Annotated in this window: 27 protein-coding genes; 21 read left to right on the top strand and 6 right to left on the bottom strand. The window is 74.9% G+C overall.

Going from position 1 to position 24,513, the window contains the following annotated elements; all coding sequences use genetic code 11:
• Positions 1-29 precede the first annotated feature (29 nt).
• Entirely contained in the window at positions 30-404 is a 375-nt protein-coding gene (locus tag FN207_RS17325) for a PH domain-containing protein (protein ID WP_142459718.1), read from the top strand.
• 172 nt (positions 405-576) lie between these two features.
• Here FN207_RS17325 and FN207_RS26395 read toward each other — a convergent pair whose 3' ends face one another.
• Together FN207_RS26395 and FN207_RS17320 are read right to left on the bottom strand one after the other, a co-directional pair.
• Complete coding sequence (locus FN207_RS26395; protein ID WP_185938397.1) at positions 577-732, bottom strand: hypothetical protein; 156 nt, start codon at positions 730-732, stop codon at positions 577-579.
• A 32-nt stretch (positions 733-764) separates the two neighbouring features.
• Complete coding sequence (locus tag FN207_RS17320; protein ID WP_142459717.1) at positions 765-1,532, bottom strand: enoyl-CoA hydratase-related protein; 768 nt, start codon at positions 1,530-1,532, stop codon at positions 765-767.
• 48 nt (positions 1,533-1,580) lie between these two features.
• Here FN207_RS17320 and hemW point away from each other — a divergent pair, with 48 nt between their 5' ends.
• The 5 genes from hemW to FN207_RS17295 all read left to right on the top strand — a co-directional run bounded on the left by hemW (position 1,581) and on the right by FN207_RS17295 (position 6,283).
• Positions 1,581-2,804 carry a radical SAM family heme chaperone HemW gene (gene hemW / locus FN207_RS17315; protein WP_142459716.1) on the top strand — a complete coding sequence of 408 codons (1,224 nt, stop codon included), beginning with the start codon at positions 1,581-1,583 and terminating at the stop codon, positions 2,802-2,804.
• An 89-nt stretch (positions 2,805-2,893) separates the two neighbouring features.
• Complete coding sequence (locus tag FN207_RS17310; RefSeq protein ID WP_142459715.1) at positions 2,894-3,781, top strand: ABC transporter ATP-binding protein; 888 nt, start codon at positions 2,894-2,896, stop codon at positions 3,779-3,781.
• Positions 3,778-4,518 (top strand): ABC transporter permease, encoded by a 741-nt coding sequence (locus tag FN207_RS17305; RefSeq protein ID WP_142459714.1) that lies wholly within the window; start codon positions 3,778-3,780, stop codon positions 4,516-4,518. Before FN207_RS17310 ends, FN207_RS17305 begins: the two co-directional genes overlap by 4 nt.
• A 20-nt stretch (positions 4,519-4,538) precedes the next feature.
• On the top strand, positions 4,539-5,669 hold the full coding sequence (locus FN207_RS17300) for a sensor histidine kinase (RefSeq protein ID WP_142459713.1): 1,131 nt from the start codon (positions 4,539-4,541) through the stop codon (positions 5,667-5,669).
• Positions 5,666-6,283 (top strand): response regulator transcription factor, encoded by a 618-nt coding sequence (locus FN207_RS17295; RefSeq protein WP_110909597.1) that lies wholly within the window; start codon positions 5,666-5,668, stop codon positions 6,281-6,283. Before FN207_RS17300 ends, FN207_RS17295 begins: the two co-directional genes overlap by 4 nt.
• Here the strand turns inward: FN207_RS17295 and FN207_RS17290 are convergent.
• Together FN207_RS17290 and FN207_RS17285 are read right to left on the bottom strand one after the other, a co-directional pair.
• Positions 6,278-6,748, bottom strand: a complete 471-nt coding sequence (locus FN207_RS17290) for a GNAT family N-acetyltransferase (RefSeq protein ID WP_246066134.1) — start codon at positions 6,746-6,748, stop codon at positions 6,278-6,280. The genes FN207_RS17295 and FN207_RS17290 overlap by 6 nt on opposite strands.
• Positions 6,745-7,059, bottom strand: a complete 315-nt coding sequence (locus tag FN207_RS17285; RefSeq protein WP_425459855.1) for a type II toxin-antitoxin system VapB family antitoxin — start codon at positions 7,057-7,059, stop codon at positions 6,745-6,747. The genes FN207_RS17290 and FN207_RS17285 overlap by 4 nt, the downstream gene beginning before the upstream one ends.
• A 253-nt stretch (positions 7,060-7,312) precedes the next feature.
• Here FN207_RS17285 and hrcA point away from each other — a divergent pair, with 253 nt between their 5' ends.
• The 9 genes from hrcA (at position 7,313) to FN207_RS17240 (ending at position 15,034) form a co-directional block, all read left to right on the top strand.
• Positions 7,313-8,332 (top strand): heat-inducible transcriptional repressor HrcA, encoded by a 1,020-nt coding sequence (gene hrcA / locus FN207_RS17280; protein ID WP_142459712.1) that lies wholly within the window; start codon positions 7,313-7,315, stop codon positions 8,330-8,332.
• A gap of 14 nt (positions 8,333-8,346) precedes the next feature.
• Positions 8,347-9,483 (top strand): molecular chaperone DnaJ, encoded by a 1,137-nt coding sequence (gene dnaJ / locus FN207_RS17275; RefSeq protein WP_142459711.1) that lies wholly within the window; start codon positions 8,347-8,349, stop codon positions 9,481-9,483.
• Positions 9,480-10,262 carry a 16S rRNA (uracil(1498)-N(3))-methyltransferase gene (locus FN207_RS17270; RefSeq protein WP_142459710.1) on the top strand — a complete coding sequence of 261 codons (783 nt, stop codon included), beginning with the start codon at positions 9,480-9,482 and terminating at the stop codon, positions 10,260-10,262. The genes dnaJ and FN207_RS17270 overlap by 4 nt, the downstream gene beginning before the upstream one ends.
• 129 nt (positions 10,263-10,391) lie before the next feature.
• Positions 10,392-10,751, top strand: coding sequence for a histidine triad nucleotide-binding protein (locus tag FN207_RS17265; RefSeq protein WP_142459709.1), 360 nt, complete (start codon positions 10,392-10,394; stop codon positions 10,749-10,751).
• 61 nt (positions 10,752-10,812) lie between these two features.
• Positions 10,813-11,640, top strand: a complete 828-nt coding sequence (locus tag FN207_RS17260; protein ID WP_142459708.1) for an enoyl-CoA hydratase/isomerase family protein — start codon at positions 10,813-10,815, stop codon at positions 11,638-11,640.
• Positions 11,641-11,746: 106 nt separating this feature from the next.
• The gene (locus FN207_RS17255; RefSeq protein ID WP_221888258.1) at positions 11,747-12,850 is read left to right on the top strand and encodes a PhoH family protein; all 1,104 of its coding nucleotides are present in this window, start codon (positions 11,747-11,749) and stop codon (positions 12,848-12,850) included.
• Positions 12,851-12,855: 5 nt separating this feature from the next.
• Entirely contained in the window at positions 12,856-13,359 is a 504-nt protein-coding gene (gene ybeY, locus FN207_RS17250; RefSeq protein ID WP_110007122.1) for an rRNA maturation RNase YbeY, read from the top strand.
• Between the two features lie 4 nt (positions 13,360-13,363).
• The gene (locus FN207_RS17245) at positions 13,364-14,695 is read left to right on the top strand and encodes a hemolysin family protein (RefSeq protein WP_142459707.1); all 1,332 of its coding nucleotides are present in this window, start codon (positions 13,364-13,366) and stop codon (positions 14,693-14,695) included.
• A gap of 6 nt (positions 14,696-14,701) precedes the next feature.
• Positions 14,702-15,034, top strand: coding sequence for a cytidine deaminase (locus FN207_RS17240; RefSeq protein WP_142459706.1), 333 nt, complete (start codon positions 14,702-14,704; stop codon positions 15,032-15,034).
• Positions 15,035-15,101: 67 nt separating this feature from the next.
• Here FN207_RS17240 and acmB read toward each other — a convergent pair whose 3' ends face one another.
• Complete coding sequence (gene acmB, locus FN207_RS17235) at positions 15,102-16,325, bottom strand: methyl acetate hydrolase AcmB (RefSeq protein ID WP_142459705.1); 1,224 nt, start codon at positions 16,323-16,325, stop codon at positions 15,102-15,104.
• A 174-nt stretch (positions 16,326-16,499) separates the two neighbouring features.
• Here acmB and era point away from each other — a divergent pair, with 174 nt between their 5' ends.
• From era to FN207_RS17220, 3 genes are read left to right on the top strand one after another with little or no spacing between them, the layout of a single operon-like run.
• Complete coding sequence (gene era, locus FN207_RS17230; protein ID WP_142459704.1) at positions 16,500-17,414, top strand: GTPase Era; 915 nt, start codon at positions 16,500-16,502, stop codon at positions 17,412-17,414.
• On the top strand, positions 17,415-18,203 hold the full coding sequence (gene recO, locus FN207_RS17225; protein WP_110909628.1) for a DNA repair protein RecO: 789 nt from the start codon (positions 17,415-17,417) through the stop codon (positions 18,201-18,203).
• Positions 18,193-18,957, top strand: coding sequence for an isoprenyl transferase (locus FN207_RS17220; protein WP_142459703.1), 765 nt, complete (start codon positions 18,193-18,195; stop codon positions 18,955-18,957). Before recO ends, FN207_RS17220 begins: the two co-directional genes overlap by 11 nt.
• Positions 18,958-18,968: 11 nt before the next feature.
• Here FN207_RS17220 and FN207_RS26710 read toward each other — a convergent pair whose 3' ends face one another.
• On the bottom strand, positions 18,969-20,564 hold the full coding sequence (locus FN207_RS26710) for a serine/threonine-protein kinase (protein ID WP_221888257.1): 1,596 nt from the start codon (positions 20,562-20,564) through the stop codon (positions 18,969-18,971).
• Between the two features lie 152 nt (positions 20,565-20,716).
• Here FN207_RS26710 and FN207_RS17210 point away from each other — a divergent pair, with 152 nt between their 5' ends.
• The 3 genes from FN207_RS17210 to FN207_RS17200 are packed head-to-tail and all read left to right on the top strand — an operon-like array spanning position 20,717 to position 24,253.
• Entirely contained in the window at positions 20,717-22,264 is a 1,548-nt protein-coding gene (locus tag FN207_RS17210; protein ID WP_142459702.1) for an FAD/NAD(P)-binding protein, read from the top strand.
• Positions 22,265-22,319: 55 nt separating this feature from the next.
• Positions 22,320-22,754, top strand: a complete 435-nt coding sequence (locus tag FN207_RS17205; RefSeq protein WP_110909584.1) for a hypothetical protein — start codon at positions 22,320-22,322, stop codon at positions 22,752-22,754.
• Entirely contained in the window at positions 22,754-24,253 is a 1,500-nt protein-coding gene (locus tag FN207_RS17200; RefSeq protein WP_142459701.1) for an FHA domain-containing protein, read from the top strand. Before FN207_RS17205 ends, FN207_RS17200 begins: the two co-directional genes overlap by 1 nt.
• Positions 24,254-24,513 lie beyond the last annotated feature (260 nt).

The following is a 24,513-nucleotide window of genomic DNA, read 5'->3' as shown; positions in this document are numbered from 1 at the left end:
GTCACCTGGCCGTCACCTAAAGTGTCCGGGTGATCGACTTCTCGAACGGCTCGGTGTTCAAGCTGAGCCAGTGCAACCCCCAGGACGTCGCCGGTGACGTCGCCCCGCTGCTCATCCCGGGCGAGCAGCTGTACTTCGCGTTCAAGACGGTGCGGGACTTCGTCGTCTTCACCGACAAGCGGTTGATCGCGGTGAACGTCCAGGGCATGACCGGCCGCAAGAAGGACTTCACCTCGCTGCCGTACAGCAAGATCCAGGCCTTCTCGGTGGAGACCGCGGGCACCTTCGACCTCGACGCCGAACTCGACCTGTGGTTCAGCGGGCTCGGCAAGGTCCGGCTGGAGTTCAAGGGCAACTCCGACATCCGCCAGCTCGGCCAGATGATCGCCACCTACGTGCTCTGAGCGCAGTCGTGCTCTGCACACAGGTGTGTGCAGAGCACGACTGCCCTGACGGACGCTCGTGCTCTGCCCCCGATGCGGACCAGAGCACGAGCGAGCGGGCCGGAGGTGTCCGGCGGGGGCTCGTGCTCTGCCCCGCCGGGCGGGGCAGAGCACGAGCGTGCGCGGGAGGGGCTCAGCCGCCCGCCTCACGCAGGAAGCGGTCGCGCTCGTCGCTCTCGGTGTCGACCGGCCGCGCGGGCTCCGCGTCCACCGTCTCCACGGCGTCGTCGGGGCGGACCGGCTCGGGCAGGGTGCGGAAGCGCGCGCGGGGGTCCTCGGCTGCGGTCACGCCCGCAGGGTCCCGCGGCCCGCCGGCCGGCGCTAGAGCGTGGGGACCCAGCGGGCCGGGCGCTTCTCGCGGAACGCGGCGATGCCCTCCTGGCCGTCGTCGCCGGCGAAGGCCCGCGCCGAGAGCTCGAGCAGGTCGTCGAACGAGCCGCGCAGCCCGCCGGCGCGCAGCAGCCGCTTGGTCTCGGCCAGCGCCCACGGCGACCCGGCGGCCAGCGCCATGACCTGCCCGTCGACGGTGGCGTCCACCTCGTCGTCGGGCGCCACGAGGTCTACCAGCCCGCCGGCCGCGGCGGTGACGGCGTCGAACACCTCGCCGGTGAGCATCAGCCGGTGCGCCACGGGCGGCTGCATGCGGGGCAGCACGACGGCGGAGATCACCGCGGGCACCAGCCCGAGCCGCACCTCCGACATCCCGAACGTCGCCGAGGCGGCGGCCACGACGACGTCGCAGGCCGCGGCCAGCCCCACCCCGCCGGCGCGCGCCGGGCCGCGGACCGCGGCCACCACCGGCTTGGGCGCCGTCCAGAGGATCTCCAGCAGCTCGGGCAGCTCGCGCACGCCCTGGTCGCCCGCGCCGGCGCCCGCGGCCTCGGACAGGTCCATGCCCGAGCAGAAGACCCGGCCGGTGTGGTCGAGCACGACCACGCGGACGGCGTCGTCGGCGAGCGCGGCGTCGAGCGCCTCGCGCAGCTGGCCGCGCAGCGCGCGGGACAGCGCGTTGCGGTTGGCGGGGGAGTCCAGGACCAGGCGGGCCACGCCTCCCGCGACGGTCACCTGCAGCAGCCGGTCCGAGGTCACCCGGGGCATCCTGCCCGGGGGAGCCACGGCGCGGCACACTGGGAGCAGATGACCACCACCCTGCCCCTTCTGCCGGGGCGCCCGCCGGCGGACGACGACCTCCCGGCCGGCGCGCGCGAGCACCTGACGACGACGCCGTTCGGCCTGTACGTGCACGTGCCCTTCTGCGCCACGCGCTGCGGCTACTGCGACTTCAACACCTACACCTCCGACGAGCTCGGCCCCGGCGCCAACCGCGCCGAGTACGCCGGGACCGCGATCGCCGAGCTGACGCGCGCCGCGCGGGTCCTCGGCCCCGACCTGCCGACGGTCTCCACGGTGTTCGTCGGCGGCGGCACCCCGACGCTGCTGCCGGCCGAGGACCTCGCCGCCGTGCTGGCCGCCGTCCGCGAGCTGTTCCCCGTCGTCCCCGACGTCGAGGTCACCACCGAGGCCAACCCCGAGTCGGTGACGCCGGCCTCGCTGGCGACCCTGCGGGCGGCCGGCTTCACCCGGCTGAGCCTGGGCATGCAGTCCGCGGCCGAGCACGTGCTGGCCGTCCTCGACCGCCGGCACACCCCGGGCCGGGCGGCGCAGGCCGCGCGCGAGGCGGCCGCCGCCGGCTTCGAGCACGTCAACCTCGACCTCATCTACGGCACGCCCGGCGAGACCGACGCCGACTGGGCCGCCTCGCTCGACGCCGTCCTCGCCGCGCCGGTCGACCACGTGAGCGCCTACGCGCTGATCGTCGAGGACGGCACCCGGCTGGCCCGCCGCATCACCCGCGGCGAGCTGCCCATGCCCGACGACGACGTCCTCGCCGACCGCTACGTGCAGGCCGACACGACCCTGCGCGGTGCCGGGTTCGACTGGTACGAGGTCAGCAACTGGTCGCGGGGGGACGCCGCCCGCTGCCGCCACAACGAGCTGTACTGGGCCAACGCCAACTGGTGGGGGATCGGCCCGGGCGCGCACAGCCACGTCGGCGGGGTGCGGTGGTGGAACGTCAAGCACCCGGCGGCCTACGCGGGCCGGCTGGCGGTGGGGGAGAGCCCGGTGGCCGACCGCGAGGTCCTCGACGACGCCGACCGCGCGCTGGAGACCGTGATGCTCGGCCTGCGGCTGCGCGACGGGCTGCCGCTTCCCGCCCTGTCCGACGCCGGTCGGCTGCGCGCTGCCGACGCCGTCGCCCGCGGACTGCTGGAGGCCGGCGCGCACGAGGCGGGGCGGGCGGTGCTCACCGACCGCGGCCGGCTGCTCGCCGACGCCGTCGTCCGCGACCTGACGGACTGAACCTGACGGACTGAACCTGACGGATGTCAGGCCGGGACGACGACGTCCCGCACTACTGCCGCGACCTCGCGCGGGGCCAGGCTCGTTCCGTGCCCGCGAACGCCCTGGAGATCTCCGGCCTCACCGTCCGCCACGGCGACGTGCTCGCCGTCGACGGCCTGGACCTGCGCATCGGGGCGGGGGAGACCGTCGCGCTGCTCGGCCCCAACGGCGCCGGCAAGTCCTCCACCGTCTCCGCCGTCCTCGGCCTGCTGCGCCCCGCGGCCGGCACCGTCCGCGTCCTGGACCGCGCCCCGGCCGACGCCGTCCGCGCCGGCTGCGTCGGCGCCATGCTGCAGCACGGCGGACTGCCGAGCGAGGCGCGCGTCGGCGAGGTCGTGTACCTCGTGCGGCGCAGCTATCCCGACCCGTGGCCGCTGGAGGACCTGGTGGCCACCACCGGCATCGGCGGGCTGCTCGGCCGCCCGGTCGAGGCGCTCTCGGGCGGCCAGCGGCAGCGGGTGATGCTGGCCCTCGCGCTGGCCGGCCAGCCGCCGCTGCTGCTGCTCGACGAGCCGACCTCGGCCATGGACGTCGAGGGCCGCCGGGCCTTCTGGACGACGATGCGCGAGCTCGCCGCCCGCGGCACCACCGTCGTCTTCGCCACCCACCACCTCGAGGAGGCCGACGCCGTCGCCGACCGCGTCGTGGTCCTCGCCGGCGGGCGCGTGGTCGCCGACGGCTCCACCGCCGGGGTCCGCTCGGCGGTCTCGGGACGGACCGTGCGGCTGTCGGTGGGCGACGACGCCGACCTCACCGCACTGCCCGGCGTCACCACGACCGCGCGCCAGGGCGGCACCGCCGTCCTCACCACCTCCGACGCGGAGGCCACCCTGCGCGTCCTGCTCGACCGCGGCGTCCCGCTGACCGATCTCGAGGTCCGCGGCGCCAGCCTCGAGGACGCCGTCCTCACCCTCACGACGGGAGCCGCCCGATGAGTCCGCTGTTCGCCTTCCAGCTGCGCCGGGTCGGCCGCAACCGGCAGTACCTGCTCTTCACCGTCGTCCTGCCGGCGGCGTTCACCGTCTTCTTCACGCAGGTCTTCGCCGGCGCCCCCGGCGGGATCAGCCAGGAGGCGGCCGCGGCCACGATGGTCGCGATGATGGCCTACGGCGCCATCGGCGCGGCGCTGGGCGCGACCATCCGGCTGTCCTTCGACCGGGCGTCGGGGTGGCTGCGGCAGCTGCGGGTGACGCCGGTGCCGCAGACCTCGGTGGTCGCCGTCGACGTCGCCGTCGGGATGCTGCTCGCGCTGCCGCCGCTGGTGGTCGTCGCGCTGGTCGGGCGGTTCGTCAACGGCGTGCGGCTCGACCCCGGCGCGTGGGTGGGCCTGGTCGGGGTGCTGTGGCTCGGGTCGGCAGTGTTCGTGGCCCTGGGCCTGCTGCTCGGGTGGGCGCTGGAGGAGAAGGCGGCCGGCGGCGCGATCGGCCTGGTCGCCACCGTGCTGGCCGCGCTCGGCGGGCTGTGGGTGCCGGTGGAGATCTTCCCGTCGGGCCTGCGCGCGGTGGCGCACGCGCTGCCGTCGTACTGGTACGCGCAGACCGGCCGGGACGTCGCCGCGGGCGGCCTCCCCGGGATGACGGCGGTGGCGGTGCTCGCCGCGTTCGGCGTGGTCTTCGCGGTCCTCGCCGTCGCCGTGGCGCGGCGGCGTCCGCTGGCCGCCGTCGCGGGCTGAGCGGGCTACGGTCGATCGCCGTGGAACCCCGCACCCGGTGGCAGCGCATCGGCTGGGCGCTGCCCTGGCTGCTGTTCCAGTTCTTCCCGGTCGCCGACCTCGCCACCACCGACCGGCCGCTCGCCGCCCTGGTGCTGGCCGGCGCCGGTCTGGTGGCGTTCACCGTCGTCTACCTCGACGTGTTCCGGCGGGCGTTCGGCGGCGGCTGCTGGGGCCCTCCGGCGCTGTCCCGGCTGGCGTTCGTCGCGGTCCTCGCCGTCGTGCTCGCCGTCTGGCTCGGGCCGTCGTGGGCCGGGCTGATGATCTACGTGTCCGCGGCCTCGGCGGCGGCGCTCCCGTCGCGCTGGGTGTGGCCGGCGGTGGTCGCGGCCGCGGCGGTGTGTGCTGCCGTCGTCGCCGCTCACGGCATGCTCGGCGAGCTGTTCATCCTCCCGGTGATGTGCCTGCTCACCGCCTTCGGGCTGCGCGGCACCCGCCACCTGGTCGAGGTCAACAACGAGCTCGCCGAGGCGCGCGAGGAGCTGGCGCGCAACGCCGTCGCCGAGGAGCGGCTGCGCTTCGCCCGCGACCTGCACGACCTGCTCGGCCACAGCCTGTCGCTCATCGCGCTCAAGAGCGAGCTCGCCGGGCGGCTGGCCGAGGCCGACCCCGCCCGGGCGCGCGCCGAGATGGCCGACGTCGAGGCCGCCGCCCGCCGCGCGCTGGCCGAGGTCCGCGACGCCGTCAGCGGCTACCGCCAGGTCAGCTGCGCGCAGGCGCTGGCCGAGGCCCGCTCGGCACTGTCGGGCGCGGGCATCGCCGTCCGCGTGCCGGCGCGCGTGCCCACGCTGCCCGGGCCGGTCGACGCCGCGCTGGGCTGGGTGGTCCGCGAGGCGACGACGAACGTGCTGCGGCACAGCGGCGCGCGGTCGGTGACGGTGTCCCTGGCCGACGACGGTGCCGAGGCGGTGCTCACCGTGGCCGACGACGGCCGGGGCCCCACCGACGACAGCGAGCCCGGCTCCGGCCTGGCGGGGCTGTCCGAGCGGGTGGGCGCGCTCGGCGGCCGGCTCACCGGCGGCGCCGGACCCGACGGCGGCTACGAGCTGCGCGCCGTGCTGCCGCTGGTGGCCCCGGTCCGGGAGACGGCGCCGCAGACGGTGGCCCGGTGAGCGACCGGGTCATCCGCGTGCTGGTGGCCGAGGACCAGTCGATGGTGCGCGGCGCGCTGCGGGCACTGCTCGAGCTCGAGCCCGACATCACCGTCGTCGCCGAGGTCGGCCGCGGCGACGAGGTGCTCGCCGCCGCCCGCGAGCACGGCCCCGACGTGGCGCTGCTCGACATCGAGATGCCCGGGCGCGACGGCATCGAGGCCGCCCGCGAGCTGGCCGCCGAGCTGCCCGCGGTGCGCGCCGTCGTCCTGACCACGTTCGGCCGGCCCGGGTTCCTGCGCCGCGCCATGGAGGTCGGCGCGGCCGGGTTCCTGGTGAAGGACGCGCCGGTGGCCGAGCTGGCGACGGCGATCCGGGCCGTCGTCGCGGGGGAGCGGGTCATCGACCGGGACCTGGCCGCCGCGGCGCTGGCGATCGGGGCCACGCCGCTGTCGGCGCGCGAGGCCGACGTGCTGCGCGAGGCCGCCGACGGCGCCACCGTCGCCGACATCGCCCGGCGGCTGTTCCTGTCGGAGGGGACGGTGCGCAACTACCTGTCCTCGGCGATCGGGAAGACCGGCGCCCGCACGAGGGTGGAGGCCGCCCGCGTCGCCGCCGACAAGGGCTGGTTATAACTCCAGCTTCATCCCGATGTGGGAGGGGACGTAGCCGAGCCGCTCGTAGAAGCGGTGGGCGTCGGGCCGGCGGGTGTCGGTGGTGAGCTGCACCAGCGCGCAGCCGCGGCGGCGCGACTCCTCGGCCACCCAGCGCAGCATCGCCGCGCCCAGCCCGGTCCCGCGGCGGGCCGCGGCCACCCGCACGCCCTCGACCTGGGCGCGCAGCGCGCCGCCGCGCGAGAGCCCGGGCAGGAACGACAGCTGCAGCGTGCCGACGACGGTGCCGCCGTCCTCGGCCACGACCAGCAGGTGGGCGGGGTCGGCGTCCACGGCGGCGAACGCCGCGCGGTAGGGAGCGAGGTCGGCCGACTCCCGGCCGGCGCCCAGCGGGTCGTCGGTCAGCAGCGCCACGACCGCGGGGACGTCGTCGGCGGTGGCCTCGCGCAGCAGCACCCCGCCGTCGAGCCGGGCGAGCCCGCTCACGCCAGGTTGGCGGGCATCAGCGCGTCGAGGTCGAGCACCCGGACGTGGATCACCGAGCGCTGCTGCAGGGCCGCACGCAGCGCGCGGTGCAGGCCGTCCTCGAGGTAGAGGTCGCCGTGCCACTGGACGGCGTGCGGGAACAGGTCGCCGTAGAAGGTCGAGTCGTCGGCGAGCAGGGTGTCGAGCGCCAGTTCGCGCTTGGTGGTGACCAGCGTGTCGAGCCGGATCTGCCGGGGCGGGATCATCGCCCAGTCCTTGGTGGACAGGCCGTGCTCGGGATAGGGACGCCCGCTCCGCACCGCTTTGAAGATCAGGGACCCGACCTCCGTCCGACCTGCGCACCCGTTCCGACCCCGGCCAGCCTATCGGCCGCCCTCCTGCCCCGCCGCGCCCCCTCCGGGGTGCCGACGCCCTCGCGTCCGCGACGGGACGGCTCCCTCGACGTATGCTGGATTGGCACTCGGTCCGTGCGAGTGCCAGCCCGCCCGGCCCCTCCGGAGCGGACAGGCCGGGGCCCCGCGGCTCCCCGCACGGCGACGTCGACCGGTTCGGGGAGGTGTCACCGTGGCGCACGACGAACGGCGCCTGCAGGTCCTGCGGGCCATCGTCCAGGACTTCGTCTCCACCAACGACCCCGTGGGCAGCAAGGCCCTGGCCGAACGGCACGACCTCGGCGTCTCGCCGGCCACCATCCGCAACGACATGGCCGTGCTCGAGGAGCAGGGCTACATCACCCAGCCGCACACCAGTGCCGGCCGGGTGCCCACCGACAAGGGCTACCGGCTCTTCGTCGACCGGCTCTCGGCGGTCAAGCCGCTCTCGGCCGCCGAGCGCAAGGCGATCGAGCGGTTCCTCGACGGCGCCGTCGACCTGCACGACGTGCTGGGCCGCACCGTGCGGCTGCTGGCCCAGCTGACCAGCCAGGTCGCCGTCGTCCAGTACCCGACGCTGTCGCGCAGCGCCGTCCGCCACCTCGAGGTCGTGCAGCTCACCGGCTCGCGGCTGCTGGTGGTCCTCATCACCGACACCGGCCGCGTCGAGCAGCGGATCGTCGACTGCCCGGTCGACGTCACCCGCGACGACGTCGCCGACCTGCGCGCGATGCTCAACGCGGCGTTCACCGGCGCGAAGCTCGCCGACGCCGGGAGCAAGGTGCCCGACGTCGTCGACACCGCGCCGCCGCACCTGCGGGCGCTGGTCGCGGCCGTCAGCGCCGCGCTGGTGGAGACGCTGGTCGAGCCGGGGGAGGACCGCCTCCTCGTCGGCGGGACGGCGAACCTGGCCCGCGTCGCCGTCGACCCGGGCAGCCTGCGGCCGCTGCTGGAGGCGCTGGAGGAGCAGGTCGTCGTCCTCAAGCTGATCAGCGAGGTCGACAGCGGCGGTGCCGTGCTCGTGCGCATCGGCGAGGAGAACGCCTACGAGGCGCTGGCCGGTGCGTCGGTCGTGTCGGTGGGGTACGGCTCGGGCGACCGGGCACTCGGCGGGCTGGGCATCGTCGGCCCGACCCGCATGGACTACCCAGGCAACATGGCCGCGGTGCGAGCCGTGGCCCGCTACGTCGGCCAGTTGCTGGCCGGGAGCTGAGGTCTCGACAGCTGATGGCAACCGACTACTACGGCGTCCTCGGACTCGCCCGGGGCGCCTCCGACTCCGACATCAAGAAGGCCTACCGCCGGCTGGCGCGCGACCTGCACCCCGACGTCAACCCCGACCCCGGGGCCAAGGAGCGCTTCCAGGAGGTCAGCCGCGCGTACCAGGCGCTGACCGACCCGGACAAGCGGCGCATCGTCGACCTCGGCGGCGACCCCTTCGACAGCGGGGCCGGCGCGGCCGCCGGCTCGCCGTTCGGCGGGGCCGGCTTCGGCGGGCTCGGCGACATCATGGACGCCTTCTTCGGCGGCGGGGTGGGTGGTCGGGGTCCGCGCAGCCGCGTCCGCGCCGGCGACGACGCGCTGATCGGCCTCGAGCTCGACCTCGAGCAGACGGTCTTCGGCACCACCGAGGACATCACCGTCGACACCGCCGTCCTGTGCGGCACCTGCAGCGGCGCCGGCACCGCCCCGGGCACCCACCCGACCACCTGCACCACCTGCTCCGGGCGCGGCGAGGTGCAGAGCGTGCAGCGCTCCTTCCTCGGCCAGGTCGTGTCCAGCCGGCCGTGCCCGACCTGCGCCGGCACCGGCCAGGTCATCCCCGACCCCTGCCCCGAGTGCGGCAGCGAGGGCCGCGTCCGCGCCCGCCGGACCATCCCGGTCAAGGTGCCCGCCGGCGTCGAGGACGGCATGCGGATCCGGCTCACCGGCCGCGGCGAGGTCGGCCCCGGCGGTGGCCCCGCGGGCGACCTCTACGTGGAGATCCGCGAGCGGCCGCACGAGGTCTTCACCCGCGACGGCGAGGACCTCCACTGCCACGTGGCGCTGCCGATGACCGCGGCCGCGCTCGGCACCACGCTGCCGCTCACGCTGCTCGACGGCGAGGAGACCGACGTCGACGTCCGCCCGGGCACGCAGGCCGGCACCGTGCTGACGCTGCGCGGCCAGGGCGCGCCGCGGCTGCGTGCCACCGGCCGGGGCAACCTGCTGGTGCACGTCGACGTGCAGACGCCGACCCGCCTGGACGCCGAGCAGGAGAAGCTGCTGCGCGAGCTGGCCGTGCTGCGCGGCGAGGACCGCCCCGGACCCTCCGCGGAGGCGCACGGCGGGCTGTTCTCCCGCGTCCGGAACCCGTTCAAGTGAGCGCTCCCGCCCCTGACGACGCCCGGCCCGCCCTCGACGGCGCGCCGCTGTTCCTGCTGGACGAGCTGCCGGCCGCGGCGCTGCTCGACCGCGACGAGGTCCTCGTCGACGGCGCGGAGGGGCGGCACGCCGTCGACGTCGTGCGGCTGGCCCCGGGCGAGCCGGTGCGGGTCGGCGACGGCCGCGGCGCGCTGATCGAGGGGGTCGTCGTCGACGCCGGCCCGGCCGGGCTGCGCGTGCGGGTGACCGCCCGCCACGAGGTGCCCGCGCCCGAGCCGGAGTTCCTGTTGGTCCAGGCGCTGCCCAAGGGCGACCGCGGGCCGCTGGCGGTCGAACTCGCCACCGAGCTCGGCGTCGACCGGGTCATCCCGTGGGCCGCGGCCCGCTGCGTGACCCGCTGGCGGGAGGACCGCGTCGACAAGGGGCTGGCCAAGTGGCGGGCCGCCGCGCGGGCGGCGGCGAAGCAGTCGCGCCGGCCGCGGGTGCCCGAGGTCGCCGGCCTGATGACCACCCGCCAGGTGTGTGGCGAGCTGGCCGACGTCGACCTCGCGCTCGTCCTGCACGAGCAGGCCCGCCGCCCGCTGGCCGGGGTCGAGCTGCCGGCGTCGGGCACCGTGGCGGTCGTCGTCGGCCCCGAGGGCGGGCTCACCGACGGCGAGGTCGTGGCCCTGCGCGCGGCCGGCGCCCAGGCGGTGCGGCTCGGCCCCGAGGTGCTGCGGACCTCCACCGCCGGCGCCGCCGCGCTGGCCGCGCTCTCCGCCCGCTCCCGCTGGTCCTGACGCCGCCGCAGCACGATCAGGTGACCTGATCGTGCTGCGTCCTGACTCAGCGTCGACGGTGAGCCAGGACGCGTCACGGTGAGCCAGGACGCCGCGCCGCACGGGTCGGCGCCCCCTAGGGTCGGCCGGGTGAACGACTGCCTGTTCTGCCGGATCGTCGCCCGGGAGATCCCTGCCGACGTCGTGCACGAGACCGACCGCACGCTGGCCTTCCGCGACGTCAACCCGCAGGCGCCGACGCACGTGCTGGTGGTCCCCAAGGAGCACCACGCGACCGCCGGGCTGCTGGTCGGCGCCGATCCCCAGCTGCTGGCCGACGTGGTGGCCTCCGCGCACGCGGTCGCCGTCCAGGAGGGCCTGGTCACCGACGACGGCGCCGAGCCCGGCTACCGGCTGGTGGCCAACACCGGCCCGGCCGCAGGGCAGACCGTCCACCACCTGCACCTGCACGTCCTGGGCGGCCGCCCGCTCACCTGGCCTCCCGGCTGACCCCGGGGCGGCAGAAATGGCCATTCCTGCCGCCGGGGACGGGGGTGGCAGGGTGGCGGGCATGACCGACGCCGGCAGCGCCGCCCCCGTCCGGATCGAGCGGGACGGCGACGTCGCCGTCGTCGTGCTGGACAAGCCCCCGCTCAATCTCTTCGACGAGTCGGTGTTCGCCGGCTTCGAGGCCGCGGTCGCCGAGCTGGTCGCCCTCACCGAGCCCGGCCGGCCCGACCGCGCGCGGGCGGTGCTCCTCGAGGCGCGCGGCAAGGTCGTCTCCGGCGGCGTCGACGTCACCGCCTTCCGCGCGATCGCCGAGGGCCCCGACCCGGAACAGCGCGGTACGGCGCTGTGGGCGCGGCTGCTGCGCGTGTCCCAGACGCTGGAGGACCTGCCGGTCCCCACCGTCTTCGCCGCGCACGGGCTCACCCTCACCGCCGCGTTCGAGTTCGCCCTGGCCTGCGACGTGCTGCTCGCCGCCGAGCGGGCCTCGTTCGGGCTGGTCGAGATCGTCGTCGGCCTGACCCCCTCGATGGGCGGGCCGCAGCGGCTGGCCGAGCGGGCCGGGCCGGCACGGGCCAAGGAGCTCGTCTTCACCGGCGAGCGCTACCCGGCCGCGGTCCTCGAGCGGTGGGACGTCGTCAACCGCGTGCTGCCCGACGAGGGCTTCGCCGAGGCCGCCCGCGCGTACGCCCACCGCGTCGCTGCCGGCCCGACGCTGGCCCACGCGGCCACCAAGCGCCTGGTCACCACCGCGGTCCGCCACGGCGTGCGGGCCGCCGACGAGATCACGCCGCAGGTGTCCGGGCCGCTGTTCGGCACCGCCGACCTGCGCGGCGCGGTGGCCTCCTTCCTCGACGAGGGCCCCGGGCAGGCCACCTACCGGGGTCGCTGAGCGCGCTTCCTCCTCGACGCGCGCGGGTAGCATCGACGGGGTCACAACCCCGTGCCAGGAAAGGCAGGGTCGAGGGTTCTTGCCCGACACCTCCCCGAACGTCCCCGTGGCGGGCGCTCCCACGTCCCGCGAGGCCTCGCTGCAGGCCGCCGCGGTCGACGACGCCAGCACCCTCGCGAGCGCCGCGCCCGCCGCCGTCCGCACCACGATCACCGTCCCCGACTCCGTGTCGATGGTCGCCCTCCTCGGCTCCGGTGACGAGCTGCTGCGACTGGTCGAGGCCGAGCTCGAGGCCGACGTGCACGTGCGCGGCAACGAGATCGCCGTGACCGGCCTGCCGGCCGACAACGCCTTCGCCGTCCGCGTCTTCGACGAGCTCATCGCGCTGCTCGGCACCGGCCAGGCGCTCCGGCCGGACTCGGTCCGCCGGGTCATCGGCATGCTGCGCAGCGGCGGCTCCGAGCGGCCGGCCGACGTCCTCAGCCTGGACATCCTCAGCCGCCGCGGGCGCACGATCCGGCCCAAGACGCTGAACCAGAAGCGCTACGTCGACGCGATCGACGCGCACACCATCGTCTTCGGCATCGGCCCGGCCGGTACCGGCAAGACCTACCTGGCGATGGCCAAGGCCGTGCAGGCGCTGCAGACCAAGCAGGTCAACCGGATCATCCTCACCCGCCCCGCGGTCGAGGCCGGCGAGCGGCTGGGCTACCTGCCCGGCACGCTCAGCGAGAAGATCGACCCCTACCTGCGCCCGCTCTACGACGCGCTGCACGACATGGTCGACCCCGAGTCGATCCCGCGGCTCATGCAGTCGGGCACGATCGAGGTCGCCCCGCTGGCCTACATGCGCGGACGCACGCTCAACGACGCGTTCGTCATCCTCGACGAGGCGCAGAACACCACCGCCGAGCAGATGAAGATGTTCCTCACCCGGCTCGGCTTCGGCTCGAAGATCGTCGTCACCGGTGACGTGACGCAGGTCGACCTGCCCGGTGGCGCGCAGAGCGGCCTGCGGATCGTCCGCGAGATCCTCGACGGCATCGAGGACGTCCACTTCGCCAACCTGACCAGCTCCGACGTCGTGCGCCACCGGCTGGTCGGCGACATCGTCGACGCCTACGAGCGCTGGGACACCGCCCGCCAGCAGAGCGCGCCGGGTTCCTCGGCCCCGGCCCGCACGGCGCGGCCGCGCCGGCAGGGGAGCTGAGCGGCGTGCCCGTCGAGGTCGCCAACGAGTCCGAGATCGCCGTCGACGAGGCGGAGCTGACCGGCATCTGCCGGTACGTCCTCGGCGAGATGGGCGTCAACCCGATGGCCGAGCTGTCGGTGCTGTGCGTCGACCCGGACTACATGTCCGTGCTGCACGAGCGCTGGATGGGGGAGAAGGGCCCGACCGACGTCCTGGCCTTCCCCATGGACGAGCTCGACACCGCCCGCCCCGACGACCCCGAGCCCGGCCCCGCCCTGCTCGGCGACGTCGTGCTGTGCCCGTCGGTCGCCGTCCGCCAGGCCCGCGCCGCCGGCCACTCCATGGACGACGAGCTGCTGCTGCTGGCCACCCACGGCGTGCTGCACCTGCTCGGCTACGACCACATGGAGCCGGAGGAGGAGCGGGAGATGTTCGGGCTGCAGACCCGCCTGCTCGAGGGCTGGCGCTCGGCTCCGCGGCAGCCGGTCACCGGCGAGCCGGCCGAACGGGGTCCCGGGACCCGGTGACCCGATGAGCGCCGGTGCGGTCACGCTGCTGGTGGTCGCGATCTGCCTGGTCCCGCTCGCCGGCGCCTTCGGTGCCATGGACGCCGCGCTGCAGCGGGTGTCCAAGGCCCGCGTCGACGAGTTGCGCCGCGACGGTGTCCGCCGCGCGGCGAGCCTCAAGCGCGTCCTCGACGAGCGCGCCCGCCTGGTGGCGCTGCTCCTGCTGCTGCGCATCGTCTGCGAGATGGTCGCCGCGGTGCTCGTCGGCGTCGTCGTCTACGGGCTGCTGGAGAGCACCTGGCAGGCGGTGCTGGCCGCCGCCGGCGTGATGACGGTGGTCAGCTACGTGCTCATCGGCGTCGGGCCGCGGACCCTCGGCCGCCAGCACGCCTACCCGATCGCGCTGGCCACCGCCGGGCTGGTGCGGCTGCTCGGCCGCGTGTTCGGCCCGGTCACCCGGCTGCTGATCCTCGTGGGCAACGCGATCACGCCCGGCCGCGGCTACCGCGACGGCCCGTTCTCCACCGAGGTCGAGCTGCGCGAGCTCGTCGACCTCGCCGAGGAGCGCGGCGTCGTCGAGTCCGGCGAGCGCAACATGATCCACTCGGTGTTCGAGCTGGGCGACACCATCGCCCGCGAGGTCATGGTGCCGCGCACCGACGTCGTGTGGATCGAGCGCACCAAGACCCTCCGGCAGGCACTGGCCCTCGCGCTGCGCAGCGGGTTCAGCCGCATCCCGGTGATCGGCGAGAACGTCGACGACGTCGTCGGGATCGTCTACCTCAAGGACCTCGTGCGCCGGTCGCAGAACCTCGGCGAGGGCCGCGGCCCGCGGGTCGAGGAGCTCATGCGCCCGCCGGCGTTCGTGCCGGAGTCCAAGCCGGTCGACGAGCTGCTGCGCGACATGCAGGCCCGCCGCACGCACATCGCCGTCGTCGTCGACGAGTACGGCGGCTTCGCGGGGCTGGTGACGATCGAGGACATCCTCGAGGAGATCGTCGGCGAGATCGCCGACGAGCACGACGCGGTCCAGCGGCCGCCGGTCGAGCACCTCGACGACGGGTCGGTGCGGATCACCGCCCGGCTGCCGGTCGAGGACCTCGCCGAGCTCTTCGACGTCGAGCTGCCCGAGGACGACGACGTCGAGACCGTGGGCGGCCTGCTGGCGCGCGAGCTCGGGCTGGTGCCGATCGAGGGGTCCGCGGCGGAGGTCGCGGGCCTGCGGCTGGTCGCCGAGAACGCCGGCGGGCGGCGCAACCGCATCGACACGATCCTCGTGTCCCGGGCACCCGACACCGACCCGGAGCACCAGTCCGGGGCCACCCGCGTCGAGGTGCCGGCCACGGTGGAAAGCTAGGCGCTCGTGCCCGACCTGCAGCCCGAGGACGCCAAGCTCGTCACCCTCGCCCGCTCCGCCCGCGGCCGCACCGGTGCCCCGGAGGGCGCCGCGGTCCGCGACACCGACGGGCGAACCTACGTCGCCGCCAGCGTCGCGCTGCCCTCGCTGCGGCTGTCGGCGCTGCAGGCGGCGGTGGCCGCGGCGGTCTCCAGCGGCGTCGAGGGCCTGGAGGCGGCGGCCGTCGTGTCCGACGCCGACGCGATCGAGCAGGAGGGCCTGGCCGCGGTCCACGACCTGACGGCCTCCGCACCGGTGTTCCTCGCCGGCCCCGACGGGGTCGTCCGCGCGACCGCCTGAGCGGGACCGCCCGGGGCGCCGCGGACCGGACGCCCCGGGCGCGATCACGCGGGCCTGACCGCCGCCCTCACGACCGGGTGCCCGGCGGGTCGGGATCCGCGGTCAGCGCGCGGTAGGCCGCCGTCTCGAACTCCAGGTAACCGCCGAAGGAGGTCGCGTCGCCGAACGGCAGGACCTGCGTCGCCCAGAAGCCGCCGACGCCGTTGGTGCGGTCGATCCAGTAGTAGAGGTTCCCCAGGCCGGCCCACCCCAGCGCGCCGGCCGGCCGGCCGGTCGGGGCGGGCTCGTCGTTGACCATGAACGGCAGCGACCAGGACTTCGACACCCCCGGGAAGAACTCCGCGTCGTTGGACAGCGCCGGGATCACGCCGGGCAGCGCCGTCACCTTGAGGTCCCCGAGGTGGTTCTGCACGGCCATCTCCACCGTCTCGGGCCGCAGCACCACGCCGTGCTCGCCGCGGCCGTCGGCCAGCCACATGCGGATGAAGCGCAGGTAGTCCCCGACGGTGCCGTAGAGGCCGTGTCCACCCATGTGGACCTCGGGGTCGGGGGTGAGCTCCCAGCCGTCCATCGGCGAGAGCGAACCGTCCGCGCCGCGGGCGTGCATGGTCGCCGCCCGCGCGCGCAGCCGGTCGTCGAGGTGGAAGGTCGTGTCCCGCATGCCGAGGGGCTCGAAGACCCGCGCGGCGAAGACGTCGCCCAGGCGCTCGCCGGTGACCGCCTCCACCACCTGGCCGGCCCAGTCGACGTTGCTGCCGTACTCCCAGCGCTCGCCGGGGTCGAACAGCAGCGGTGTCCGCAGGCAGGCGCGGCTGGCGGTGATGACGCTGGGCTGCCCGTGCTCCGTCGCCAGCCGGTTGTAGTGCTCGTTGAAGAAGTCGTAGCCGAACCCGGCGGTGTGGGTCAGCAGGTGCCGCGTCGTGATGTCCCGCTTCGGTGGGCGCGTGCGCGGCGACCCGTCGTCGTCGAAGCCGTCGAGCACCCGCAGCTCGCCGATCTCGGGCAGGTGGAGGCGGGCGGGGGCGTCGAGGTCGAGGCGCCCCTCCTCGACGAGCTGCAGGGCGGCCGTCGCCGTGACCGCCTTGGTGGTCGAGAACAGGGCGAAGACGGTGTCGGGGGTCATCGGGTCGCCACCGCCCAGGCGGCGGGCGCCGGCCGCGCCCTCGTACACGGTGCCCTCCCGGTCGGTGACCATGGCCACGACGCCGGCGACGGGCGCGTCGGCCCGTACGACAGCATCGAGGACGGCGTCCCCGGCCTCGCGGAGCGTCTGGGCGGGGCTGATCGTCATGGGTCCTCCTGGGGTCGCCGGAACGTGCCGGGACCGGACACCGTGACGCCCGCCTCCCGATGGACTGAGCGGGCAGAGTGTGGCGCACGACACATCCCGGTGGTGGGTGCATCACCCCCGCGGTGCCGGTGCGGGGGGAGCGGGCGTGTCGGTGAGCAGTGGGAGACTGGTCGGGTGAGCACACCGGACCAGCCGTACCGCAGCGGCTTCGCCTGTCTGGTGGGCCGTCCCAACGCGGGCAAGACCACGCTGACCAACGCGCTGGTCGGCGAGAAGGTCGGCATCGTCAGCAACCGGCCGCAGACCACGCGGCACGCCATCCGCGGCGTCGTGCACCGGCCCGGCGGGCAGCTCGTCCTCGTCGACACCCCCGGCCTGCACAAGCCCAAGAGCCTGCTCGGCCGCCGCCTCAACGACGTCGTCCGCGACACGCTCTCCGAGGTCGACGTCGTGGTCTTCTGCATCCCCGCCGACCAGCCGGTGGGCACCGGTGACCGGTTCATCGCCCGGCAGCTCAAGGACGTCACGGCGCCGGTGGTCGTCGTCGTCACCAAGACCGACGCCGCGAGCAAGAAGCAGGTGGCCGAGCACCTGGTGGCCGCCAGCGCGCTGGTCGAGGCCGCCGAGGTCGTGCCGGTGAGCGCGGTGCGGGGCGACCAGGTCGAGCTGCTGGAGGACCTGCTCGTCGGCCTGCTGCCCGAGGGCCCGCCGATGTACCCCGACGAGCAGACCACCGACGAGGACACCGACCGGCAGATCTCCGAGCTGATCCGCGAGGCGGCGCTGGAGAAGGTGTTCCAGGAGGTGCCGCACTCCCTCGCCGTCACCGTCGAGGAGCTGAACCGCCGCCCCGACCCCAAGCGGGAGGGCGCGGAGCTGGTCGAGGTGCACGCGCTGCTGCACTGCGAGCGCCCGAGCCAGAAGCCGATGCTGCTCGGCAAGGGCGGGTCGGTCATCAAGGCGATCGGCACGGAGGCCCGCGCCGGGCTGGAGGACCTGCTCGGCGCGCGGGTGCACCTCGACCTGCACGTCACCGTCCTGGGCGAGTGGCAGGACGACCCCAAGAAGCTCAACCGGCTGGGGTACTGAGTGAGCACGACACCGAAGTCGCTGTACCGCGACGAGGGGATCGTCCTGCGCACCCACAAGCTGGGGGAGGCCGACCGGATCGTCACGGTCCTCACCCGCCGGCACGGCAAGGTGCGGGCGGTGGCCAAGGGCGTGCGCCGCACCAAGAGCAAGTTCGGCGCGCGGCTCGAGCCGTTCAGCCACGTCGACCTGCAGCTCTACACCGGCCGCACCCTCGACATCGTCAGCCAGGCGGAGTCGATCCGCTCCTACGGCTCGGTCATCGCCGCCGACTACCCGGCCTACACCGCCGGCACCGCGGTGCTGGAGACCGCCGACCGGCTGACGGCGGAGGAGAAGGAGCCCTCGCTGCGGCTGTTCCTCCTCGTCATCGGCGCGCTGCGGGCCCTGGCCGAGCGCACGCACCCGTCCGGGCTCGTCCTCGACGCCTTCCTGCTGCGCGCGATGTCGGTGGCCGGCTGGGAGCCGGCGCTCGGCGACTGCGCCCGCTGCGGCGTCACCGGCCCGCACCGGCACTTCTCCGTCCCGGCCGGCGGAACCGTCTGCCCCGGCTGCCGCCCGACCGGCTCGGCCATGCCCAACCCGGTCACCATCGAGCACCTGGAGGCGCTGCTGTCCGGGGACTGGGACACCGCCGAGGCCAGCGAGAACCCGCAGCGCCGCGAGGGCAGCGGTCTGGTGGCCGCGCTGCTGCAGTGGCACCTCGAGCGCGGCCTGCGCTCGCTGCCGCTGGTCGACCGCTCCGACGTCGCCCCGAGGCGGGAAGCGGGCCTGCTGAGTGAGGCGTGAGGTCAAGTCGCCCAACCCGCACCCGTCGGGCGCCCGGCCGCCGTCGATCCCCGCCGACAGGGTGCCCGGGCACGTCGCGATCGTCATGGACGGCAACGGCCGCTGGGCCAAGGAGCGCGGCCTGCCCCGGACGGCGGGTCACGAGGCGGGGGAGTCCTCGCTGTTCGACTGCGTCGAGGGCGCCATCGAGCTCGGCGTGAAGGCCATCAGCGCCTACGCGTTCTCCACGGAGAACTGGCGGCGCAGCCCCGAGGAGGTCCGCTTCCTCATGGGCTTCAACCGCGACGTCATCCGCCGCCGCCGCGACGAGATGCACGAGCTCGGCGTCCGGGTGCGCTGGGCCGGCCGCCGTCCGCGGCTGTGGCGCAGCGTCATCAAGGAGCTCGAGGTCGCCGAGGAGCTCACGCGCGACAACGACGTCCTCACGCTCACCATGTGCGTGAACTACGGCGGTCGCGCCGAGATCGCCGACGCCGCCGCCGCGATCGCCTGGGAGGCTGCCGCCGGCCGGCTCGACCCCGCCAAGGTCGACGAGTCCACCGTCGCCCGGTTCCTGGACGAGCCCGACATGGCCGACGTCGACCTGTTCGTGCGCAGCTCCGGGGAGCACCGGACGAGCAACTTCCTGCTGTGGCAGTCGGCCTACGCCGAGTTCGTCTTCCTCGACACCCTCTGGCCCGACTTCGACCGCCGGCACCTGTGGGCCGCGTGCGAGGAGTACGCCTCGCGCCAGCGCCGCTTCGGCAAGGCCTGAGCGCCGGGGCCTCAGGCCTCGCCGAACGTGGAGAGGGCGGGGTCGTCCCACCACTCGCGCAGCGCGGCCAGTCCGGCGGTGCCGCCGTTGCGGATCGTGACGACGGCCTCGACGGCGTCCTCGGTCTCGGTCCAGACGAGGACGGCGGTGTTCTCCTCGTCGACGTAGCAGGCGATCTGCCCCTTGACCTCGTTCTCCAGCGTCCAGTCCTGGTAGCCCTGCGACGCGGGGCAGCGGGCGCCGTTGGCCAGCTGCGGCAGGGCCAGCCGCTCGACGTCGGCGGTGAACGCGGCCTCGGCGGTCCTCCCGTCGGGATAGAGGAAGAACCGCGCCGTCCGCGGCCCGTCCTCGGTGGCCGACCGCCCGCAGTCCGCGGCGGCGACGTCGCCGTCGCCGGCCGTGGGCGCGGGGCGGCAGCCGGCGGCGTCGAAGTCGGCCGGGACGAGCGCCAGCAGGTCGTCGTGCCGCGCGGTCTCCGTGGGCCGGGCCGGCGGGTCCGCGGCCGCCTCCCCGCCGCCGCCCGCGAGCAGCACGACCGCGACGAGGGCGGCGGCCAGCAGCGCCGCCGTCGTCAGCAGGACGGCAGGCAGCCGCGAGCGGCGGCTGCCGGCCGGCGGCGCGACGGCGCCCGGGCCGGTGCCGGCGGGCGGGGGTGGCGGCGGCGGTGCGAGCGGGAGGCGGGTGGCCCCGGCCGGTCCCGGCAGCGGCCGCGGATCGGACGACGGAGCGGCCGGGACGGGGCGGGGCGGCGTCCCGGAGGAGCTGAGTGCCCGGCGGGCGGCCGCCGCCAGCGCGCCGGCCGAGGCGAAGCGGTCGGCCGGGTCCTTGGCCAGCCCGCGCGCCACCACCTCGTCGAGGGCGGAGGGCACGCCGGTGCGCAGCGAGGACACCGCCGGCGGTGTGTCGTTGACGTGCGCCCACATCAGCGGCGCGAGGTCCCGCGCCCCGAACGGGCGCCGGCCGGTCAGGCACTCGAAGAGCACGCAGGCCAGGGAGTAGACGTCGGTGCGCGCGTCGGCCGGCTGCTCGAGGAACCGCTCGGGTGCCATGTAGTCGAACGACCCGACCGCCGAGCCGGCCTGCGTGAGCGCGGTCGTGCCGCCGTCGTCCATCACCGAGCGGGCGATGCCGAAGTCGACCAGGTAGACGAACTCGTCGTCGTCGACGGGGTCACCCGCCGTCGAGCAGACCAGCACGTTGCTCGGCTTGACGTCGCGGTGCACCAGCCCCTCGGCGTGCGCGGCGTCGAGGGCGCGGGCGACCTGCCCGACGACCGACACCGCGCGGGCCGGGGACAGGGGACCCTCCTCGGTGAGCACGGTGGCCAGGTCGCGGCCGCTGACCAGCCGCATGTCGAGGAACAGCCGGCCGTCGATCTCGCCGTAGCGGTGGATCGGCACGACGTGCGGGTCCGACAGCCGGGCGGCGGCGTGCGCCTCGCGGCGGAAGCGCTCGCGGTAGCCACGGTCGGCGGCGAGGTCCTCGGCGAGGACCTTGAGCGCCACGGTGCGTTGGTGCTCGGTGTCGAACGCGCGGTGGACCTCGCCCATCCCGCCGCGGCCGATGAGCTCCTCGATCCGGTAGGGACCGAACTGTCGCAACTCCACCCGTGGCCTCCCGCAGCAGTGGCGGAAGTGTAGGCAGGTGGACGGCGTCCGGAGCCCGGGCAACGGTTCGCGCAGCCGCGCCGGAATCCGTTGACAGTCCCTCGTGCCCACCTGACAGTGACGGCTCCCCGACAGAGGACGGATCCACTCCCGTGAGCGAGAGCACCATCGCGCCCCAGCACGCCCAGACACCGCCGCAGCCGGGCGACCTCAACGACCAGTTGATCGCCAGCGACTTCTGGACCGACCAGATGCTCGCCGAGGCCGGCATCCCGGTCGTCGACGTCCCGTTCGTCACCTTCGGTGGCGGCATCGGCTCGTTCGTCACCGTGGACTACCTGCGCATCTGCGGTGTCCCGACCAGCGCCATGCGGGTGCTCACCCCGCTGAAGACGCCGTGGGAGAGCTACGAGTACCTGACGACGGTCTCGCAGATCCCGCGCGGCGAGCGGCTGCGGTCGGACTCCTCGTCGTGCCCCGACAACATCTGGGGCTTCCCGAGCTACGCCATCCGCGAGGCCCTGCAGGGCGACCTCAAGCAGGCGTGGAACGTCCTCGTCGAGCCCATCTTCGCGAACTACTACACGCCCAGGGCCGGGCACGCGTTCGAGTCGATGGAGAAGGAGATGTACCGGATCCGGTACCCGGAGATGGTCGTCAACGGCCAGGTCCGCATGGTCCGGCGCCGCGTGGGCGGCGGGTACTTCACCATCCTGACCCCGCCCGAGGGCGCCACCCCGACCCGGCGCATCGCCTACCGCAGCCAGTGGGTGCACGTGGCCGTCGGCTACCCGGGCCTGAAGTTCCTCCCCGACCTGCAGCGGTACCGCAACGAACACAACGACTACAGCAAGGTCGTGAACGCCTACGAGCGGCACGAGCACGTCTACGAGCGGCTGCACCAGCGCCCCGGGACCGTGCTCATCCGCGGCGGCGGCATCGTGGCCTCCCGCGTCCTGCAGCGGCTCATCGACGACCGCGACCAGCGCGGCCTGCAGACCCAGATCGTGCACCTGTTCCGCACCTACGTGGACCGCCCGCACGGCACCGGCATCCTCAAGCGCCGCAAGGGCGCCGACGGCTGGGCCTACCAGGGCTTCAACTACCCGAAGTCGGTGTGGGGCGGGCAGCTCAAGCAGCAGGTCCGCAAGAGCGAGGGCGAGGAGCGGGCCCGCCTGTACAAGGAGATGGGCGGCACCAACACCCCGGTCCGGCGGGACTGGAAGGAGCAGCTGCAGCGCGGCCGCCGCGAGGGCTGGTACCGCGTGATGATCGGCTCCATCGAGGAGATGAAGCCGGTCGGCGACCTGGTCGAGGTCACCGTGAACACCCCCGACCAGGGTCCGCACACGGGCACCTTCGACGCCGTCATCGACTGCACCGGCCTCGAGGCCGACATCCGCGAGCACCGCGTGCTGGCCGACCTGCTCGACCACTCCAACGCCCAGCGCAACCCCGTCGGCCGGCTGGACGTGCAGCGCAACTTCGAGGTCACCGGCGCGCAGAACGGCGGCAAGATCTACGCCTCCGGCAGCGCCACGCTGGGTGGCCCGTTCCCCGGCGTCGACACCTTCTTCGGCCTCCAGATCGCCGCCCAGGAGATCGCCGACGACCTGATCGCGCAGGGCTTCGCGCAGAAGCTCGGCCCGGGCCGGTCGACCAGCCAGTGGTGGAAGTGGGTCCGCAACAAGCAGATCTGACCGACCCGCCCTCCAGCCACCACCGACGTCCGCGACGACCGAGAGAGACGACACCGTGCTGCCCACCCTGAGCGGCCGCATCCAGACCAGGATCTTCCTGCTGGCCGTGGTCGGTTCGATCTGGACCCTGATCATCACCCCGGTGCTGCCCACCGGGGCCTCCCTGGCCGCCTCCTACGGCGCCACCTTCTCCGTGCTGCTCGTCGTGCTGGTGCTCGGCGTGCTGTGGGAGTTCCTGTACCACGGCATCCAGCAGTTCCGGTGGGAGAAGGACTGGCCGACGCTGTTCGGCCTGCTCACCGGCATCCCCGAGGGCCTGCTCGTGTGGTTCCTCTTCGCCGGCGGCGCCATCCCGTGGATCGACTCGCTGCCCGGCCCGGCCTTCGCCATCCACTTCGTCAGCACCTGGCTGATCGTGTGGCTGGTGGCCAACGGCCCGATGCGCGTGCCCTTCATCCACTGGCGGATCAACGGTGGGAGGCTCATCTGATGTCCTCCGCCACCCCTCCGGCGCCGCTGACCGGCACCACCGGGGCCCCGGCCACCGTGCCGCCGTTCGACCAGGTCGCCGTCCGGGTCGCCCCCGGTCCCGACCTCGTCGTCCGGCTGCCCGGCGTGCTGCTCGTCGTCGGGGTCACCAACCGGCCCACCGGTCCGGCTGCGCCCGCCGCCAAGCCGGCGCTGGTCGGCTGGGGCAGCGCTCCGGTCCCGGCCGCGCCGGTGGCCGCGCCCGCCGGCGACGCGCACGTCGGCGAGCTCGTCGCGCTCTGCCGCCGCGTCTCGGCGGCCGGCTCCCGCGCCCCGGGCCGCCGGCTGCACGAGGAGCTGCGCAGCTGGCTCGGCACCGTCACCGACCCGCCGTCGTTCGCGGTCACCGCCGCGACCGAGGACGGGCTCACGCTGGTGCTCGTCGGCGGCGGCACCGCCGAGGTGCCCGACCTGGGCCTGCGGCTGACGCCGGCGCAGGGGGAGAAGCTGGACAACGGCACGCTCGTGCTCGACCGCTTCGTCACCTGGCCGCCGGCCGCGCTGCACCTGTCGGCCGGCTCGCCCGCCGACACCGCGCCGCACCCGCTCGCCGACCTCGAGGCCGGCGCGGTCCCCGGTGCCGCGGCGGTGCTCTCCCCGGCTCCCGCGCCGTCGGCGCCCGGCCCGACGCCGGCGGCGACGATGCAGGTCCGGCTGCCGGCGCCGCACGCCCGGGTGCCGCTGTCCACGGTCAAGCCCCCGGCGCCCGCGGCCCCAGCGCCGGTCGTCCCGGCGCCCGCCGGTCACGACCACGCGGGGCACGACCACGCGGGGCACGACCACGCCGGTCACGAGCACCCGGCCCCCGCGCCGGTCGCGGCCCAGCCGCCGGCACCCGCGCCCGCGCCGGTCGAGCTGCCGGCGCCGAAGAGGTCGGCGCTGCTGTTCGGCGGCCCGGCGGAGGCCGAGCCGGCCCGGGAGCCGCTGCCGACCCCCGGCGCGGAGCCGTCCTCGGCGCCCGCCGCGGCAGAGCCCGAGGACGACCGTCCCAAGGTCAAGGGCATCCTCTGCAAGAACGGCCACCTCAACGACCCGCGGGCCGGCTTCTGCGCGCTGTGCGGCATCCGCACCACGCAGCAGACGGCGGTGCTGATCGAGGGCGTGCGCCCGCCGCTCGGACTGCTCGTCTTCGACGACGGCGCGACGGTCAGCCTCGACATGGACTACCTGCTCGGACGTGAGCCGGAGACCGACGAGCGGGTCGCCTCCGGCCAGCTGCGGCCGCTGCTGGTCCTCGACCAGACCGGCGGGGTCAGCCGGCACCACGCCGAGATCCGGCTCGAGGGCTGGGACGTGCTCCTGGTCGACACCGGCTCGGCCAACGGCACGCTCGTCGCCCCGCGCGGGGCCCCGGGCTGGTCGTCGCTGGTGCCGAACCAGCCGGTCCGGTTGACCCCGGGCATGGCCGTCCGCATGGGTGGCCGGCAGTTCGCCTTCGAGTCGCCGCACGGCGGTTTCTGACCGCACCCCGCACCACCGCGGCGCCCGTCTCCCCATCTGGGGAGGCGGGCGCCGTCGCGTGTCCGGGGCGGGGAGGACCTCCCGCGGACGCTCGTGCTCTGCCCACAGTTGGGCGCAGAGCACGAGCTCACCGGCAGACGGTCGTGCTCTGCCCCTGCAGGCGGGGCAGAGCACGAAGAGCGGACCGGTGGTGGTGTCTCGGACGGTCGCGCTCTGCCCACGGAGGCGGGGCAGAGCACGAGCGACCCGGGGGAGGAAGA

It is taken from the genome of Geodermatophilus aquaeductus (assembly GCF_900182545.1).
Classification (GTDB): Bacteria; Actinomycetota; Actinomycetes; order Mycobacteriales; family Geodermatophilaceae; genus Geodermatophilus; species Geodermatophilus aquaeductus.
The sequence above is the reverse complement of the archived record's forward strand: the minus strand, read 5'-3'. Positions and strand labels throughout refer to the sequence as shown.

Excerpts from the sequence above, each read along its gene's own strand:
- hemW (WP_142459716.1), top strand. The coding sequence starts at position 1,581 with ATGACCACCACCCTGCCCCTTCTGCCGGGGCGCCCGCCGGCGGACGAC.
- FN207_RS17305 (WP_142459714.1), top strand. The coding sequence starts at position 3,778 with ATGAGTCCGCTGTTCGCCTTCCAGCTGCGCCGGGTCGGCCGCAACCGG.
- dnaJ (WP_142459711.1), top strand. The coding sequence starts at position 8,347 with ATGGCAACCGACTACTACGGCGTCCTCGGACTCGCCCGGGGCGCCTCC.
- FN207_RS17260 (WP_142459708.1), top strand. The coding sequence starts at position 10,813 with ATGACCGACGCCGGCAGCGCCGCCCCCGTCCGGATCGAGCGGGACGGC.
- FN207_RS17245 (WP_142459707.1), top strand. The coding sequence starts at position 13,364 with ATGAGCGCCGGTGCGGTCACGCTGCTGGTGGTCGCGATCTGCCTGGTC.
- acmB (WP_142459705.1), bottom strand. The coding sequence starts at position 16,325 with ATGACGATCAGCCCCGCCCAGACGCTCCGCGAGGCCGGGGACGCCGTC.
- FN207_RS17200 (WP_142459701.1), top strand. The coding sequence starts at position 22,754 with ATGTCCTCCGCCACCCCTCCGGCGCCGCTGACCGGCACCACCGGGGCC.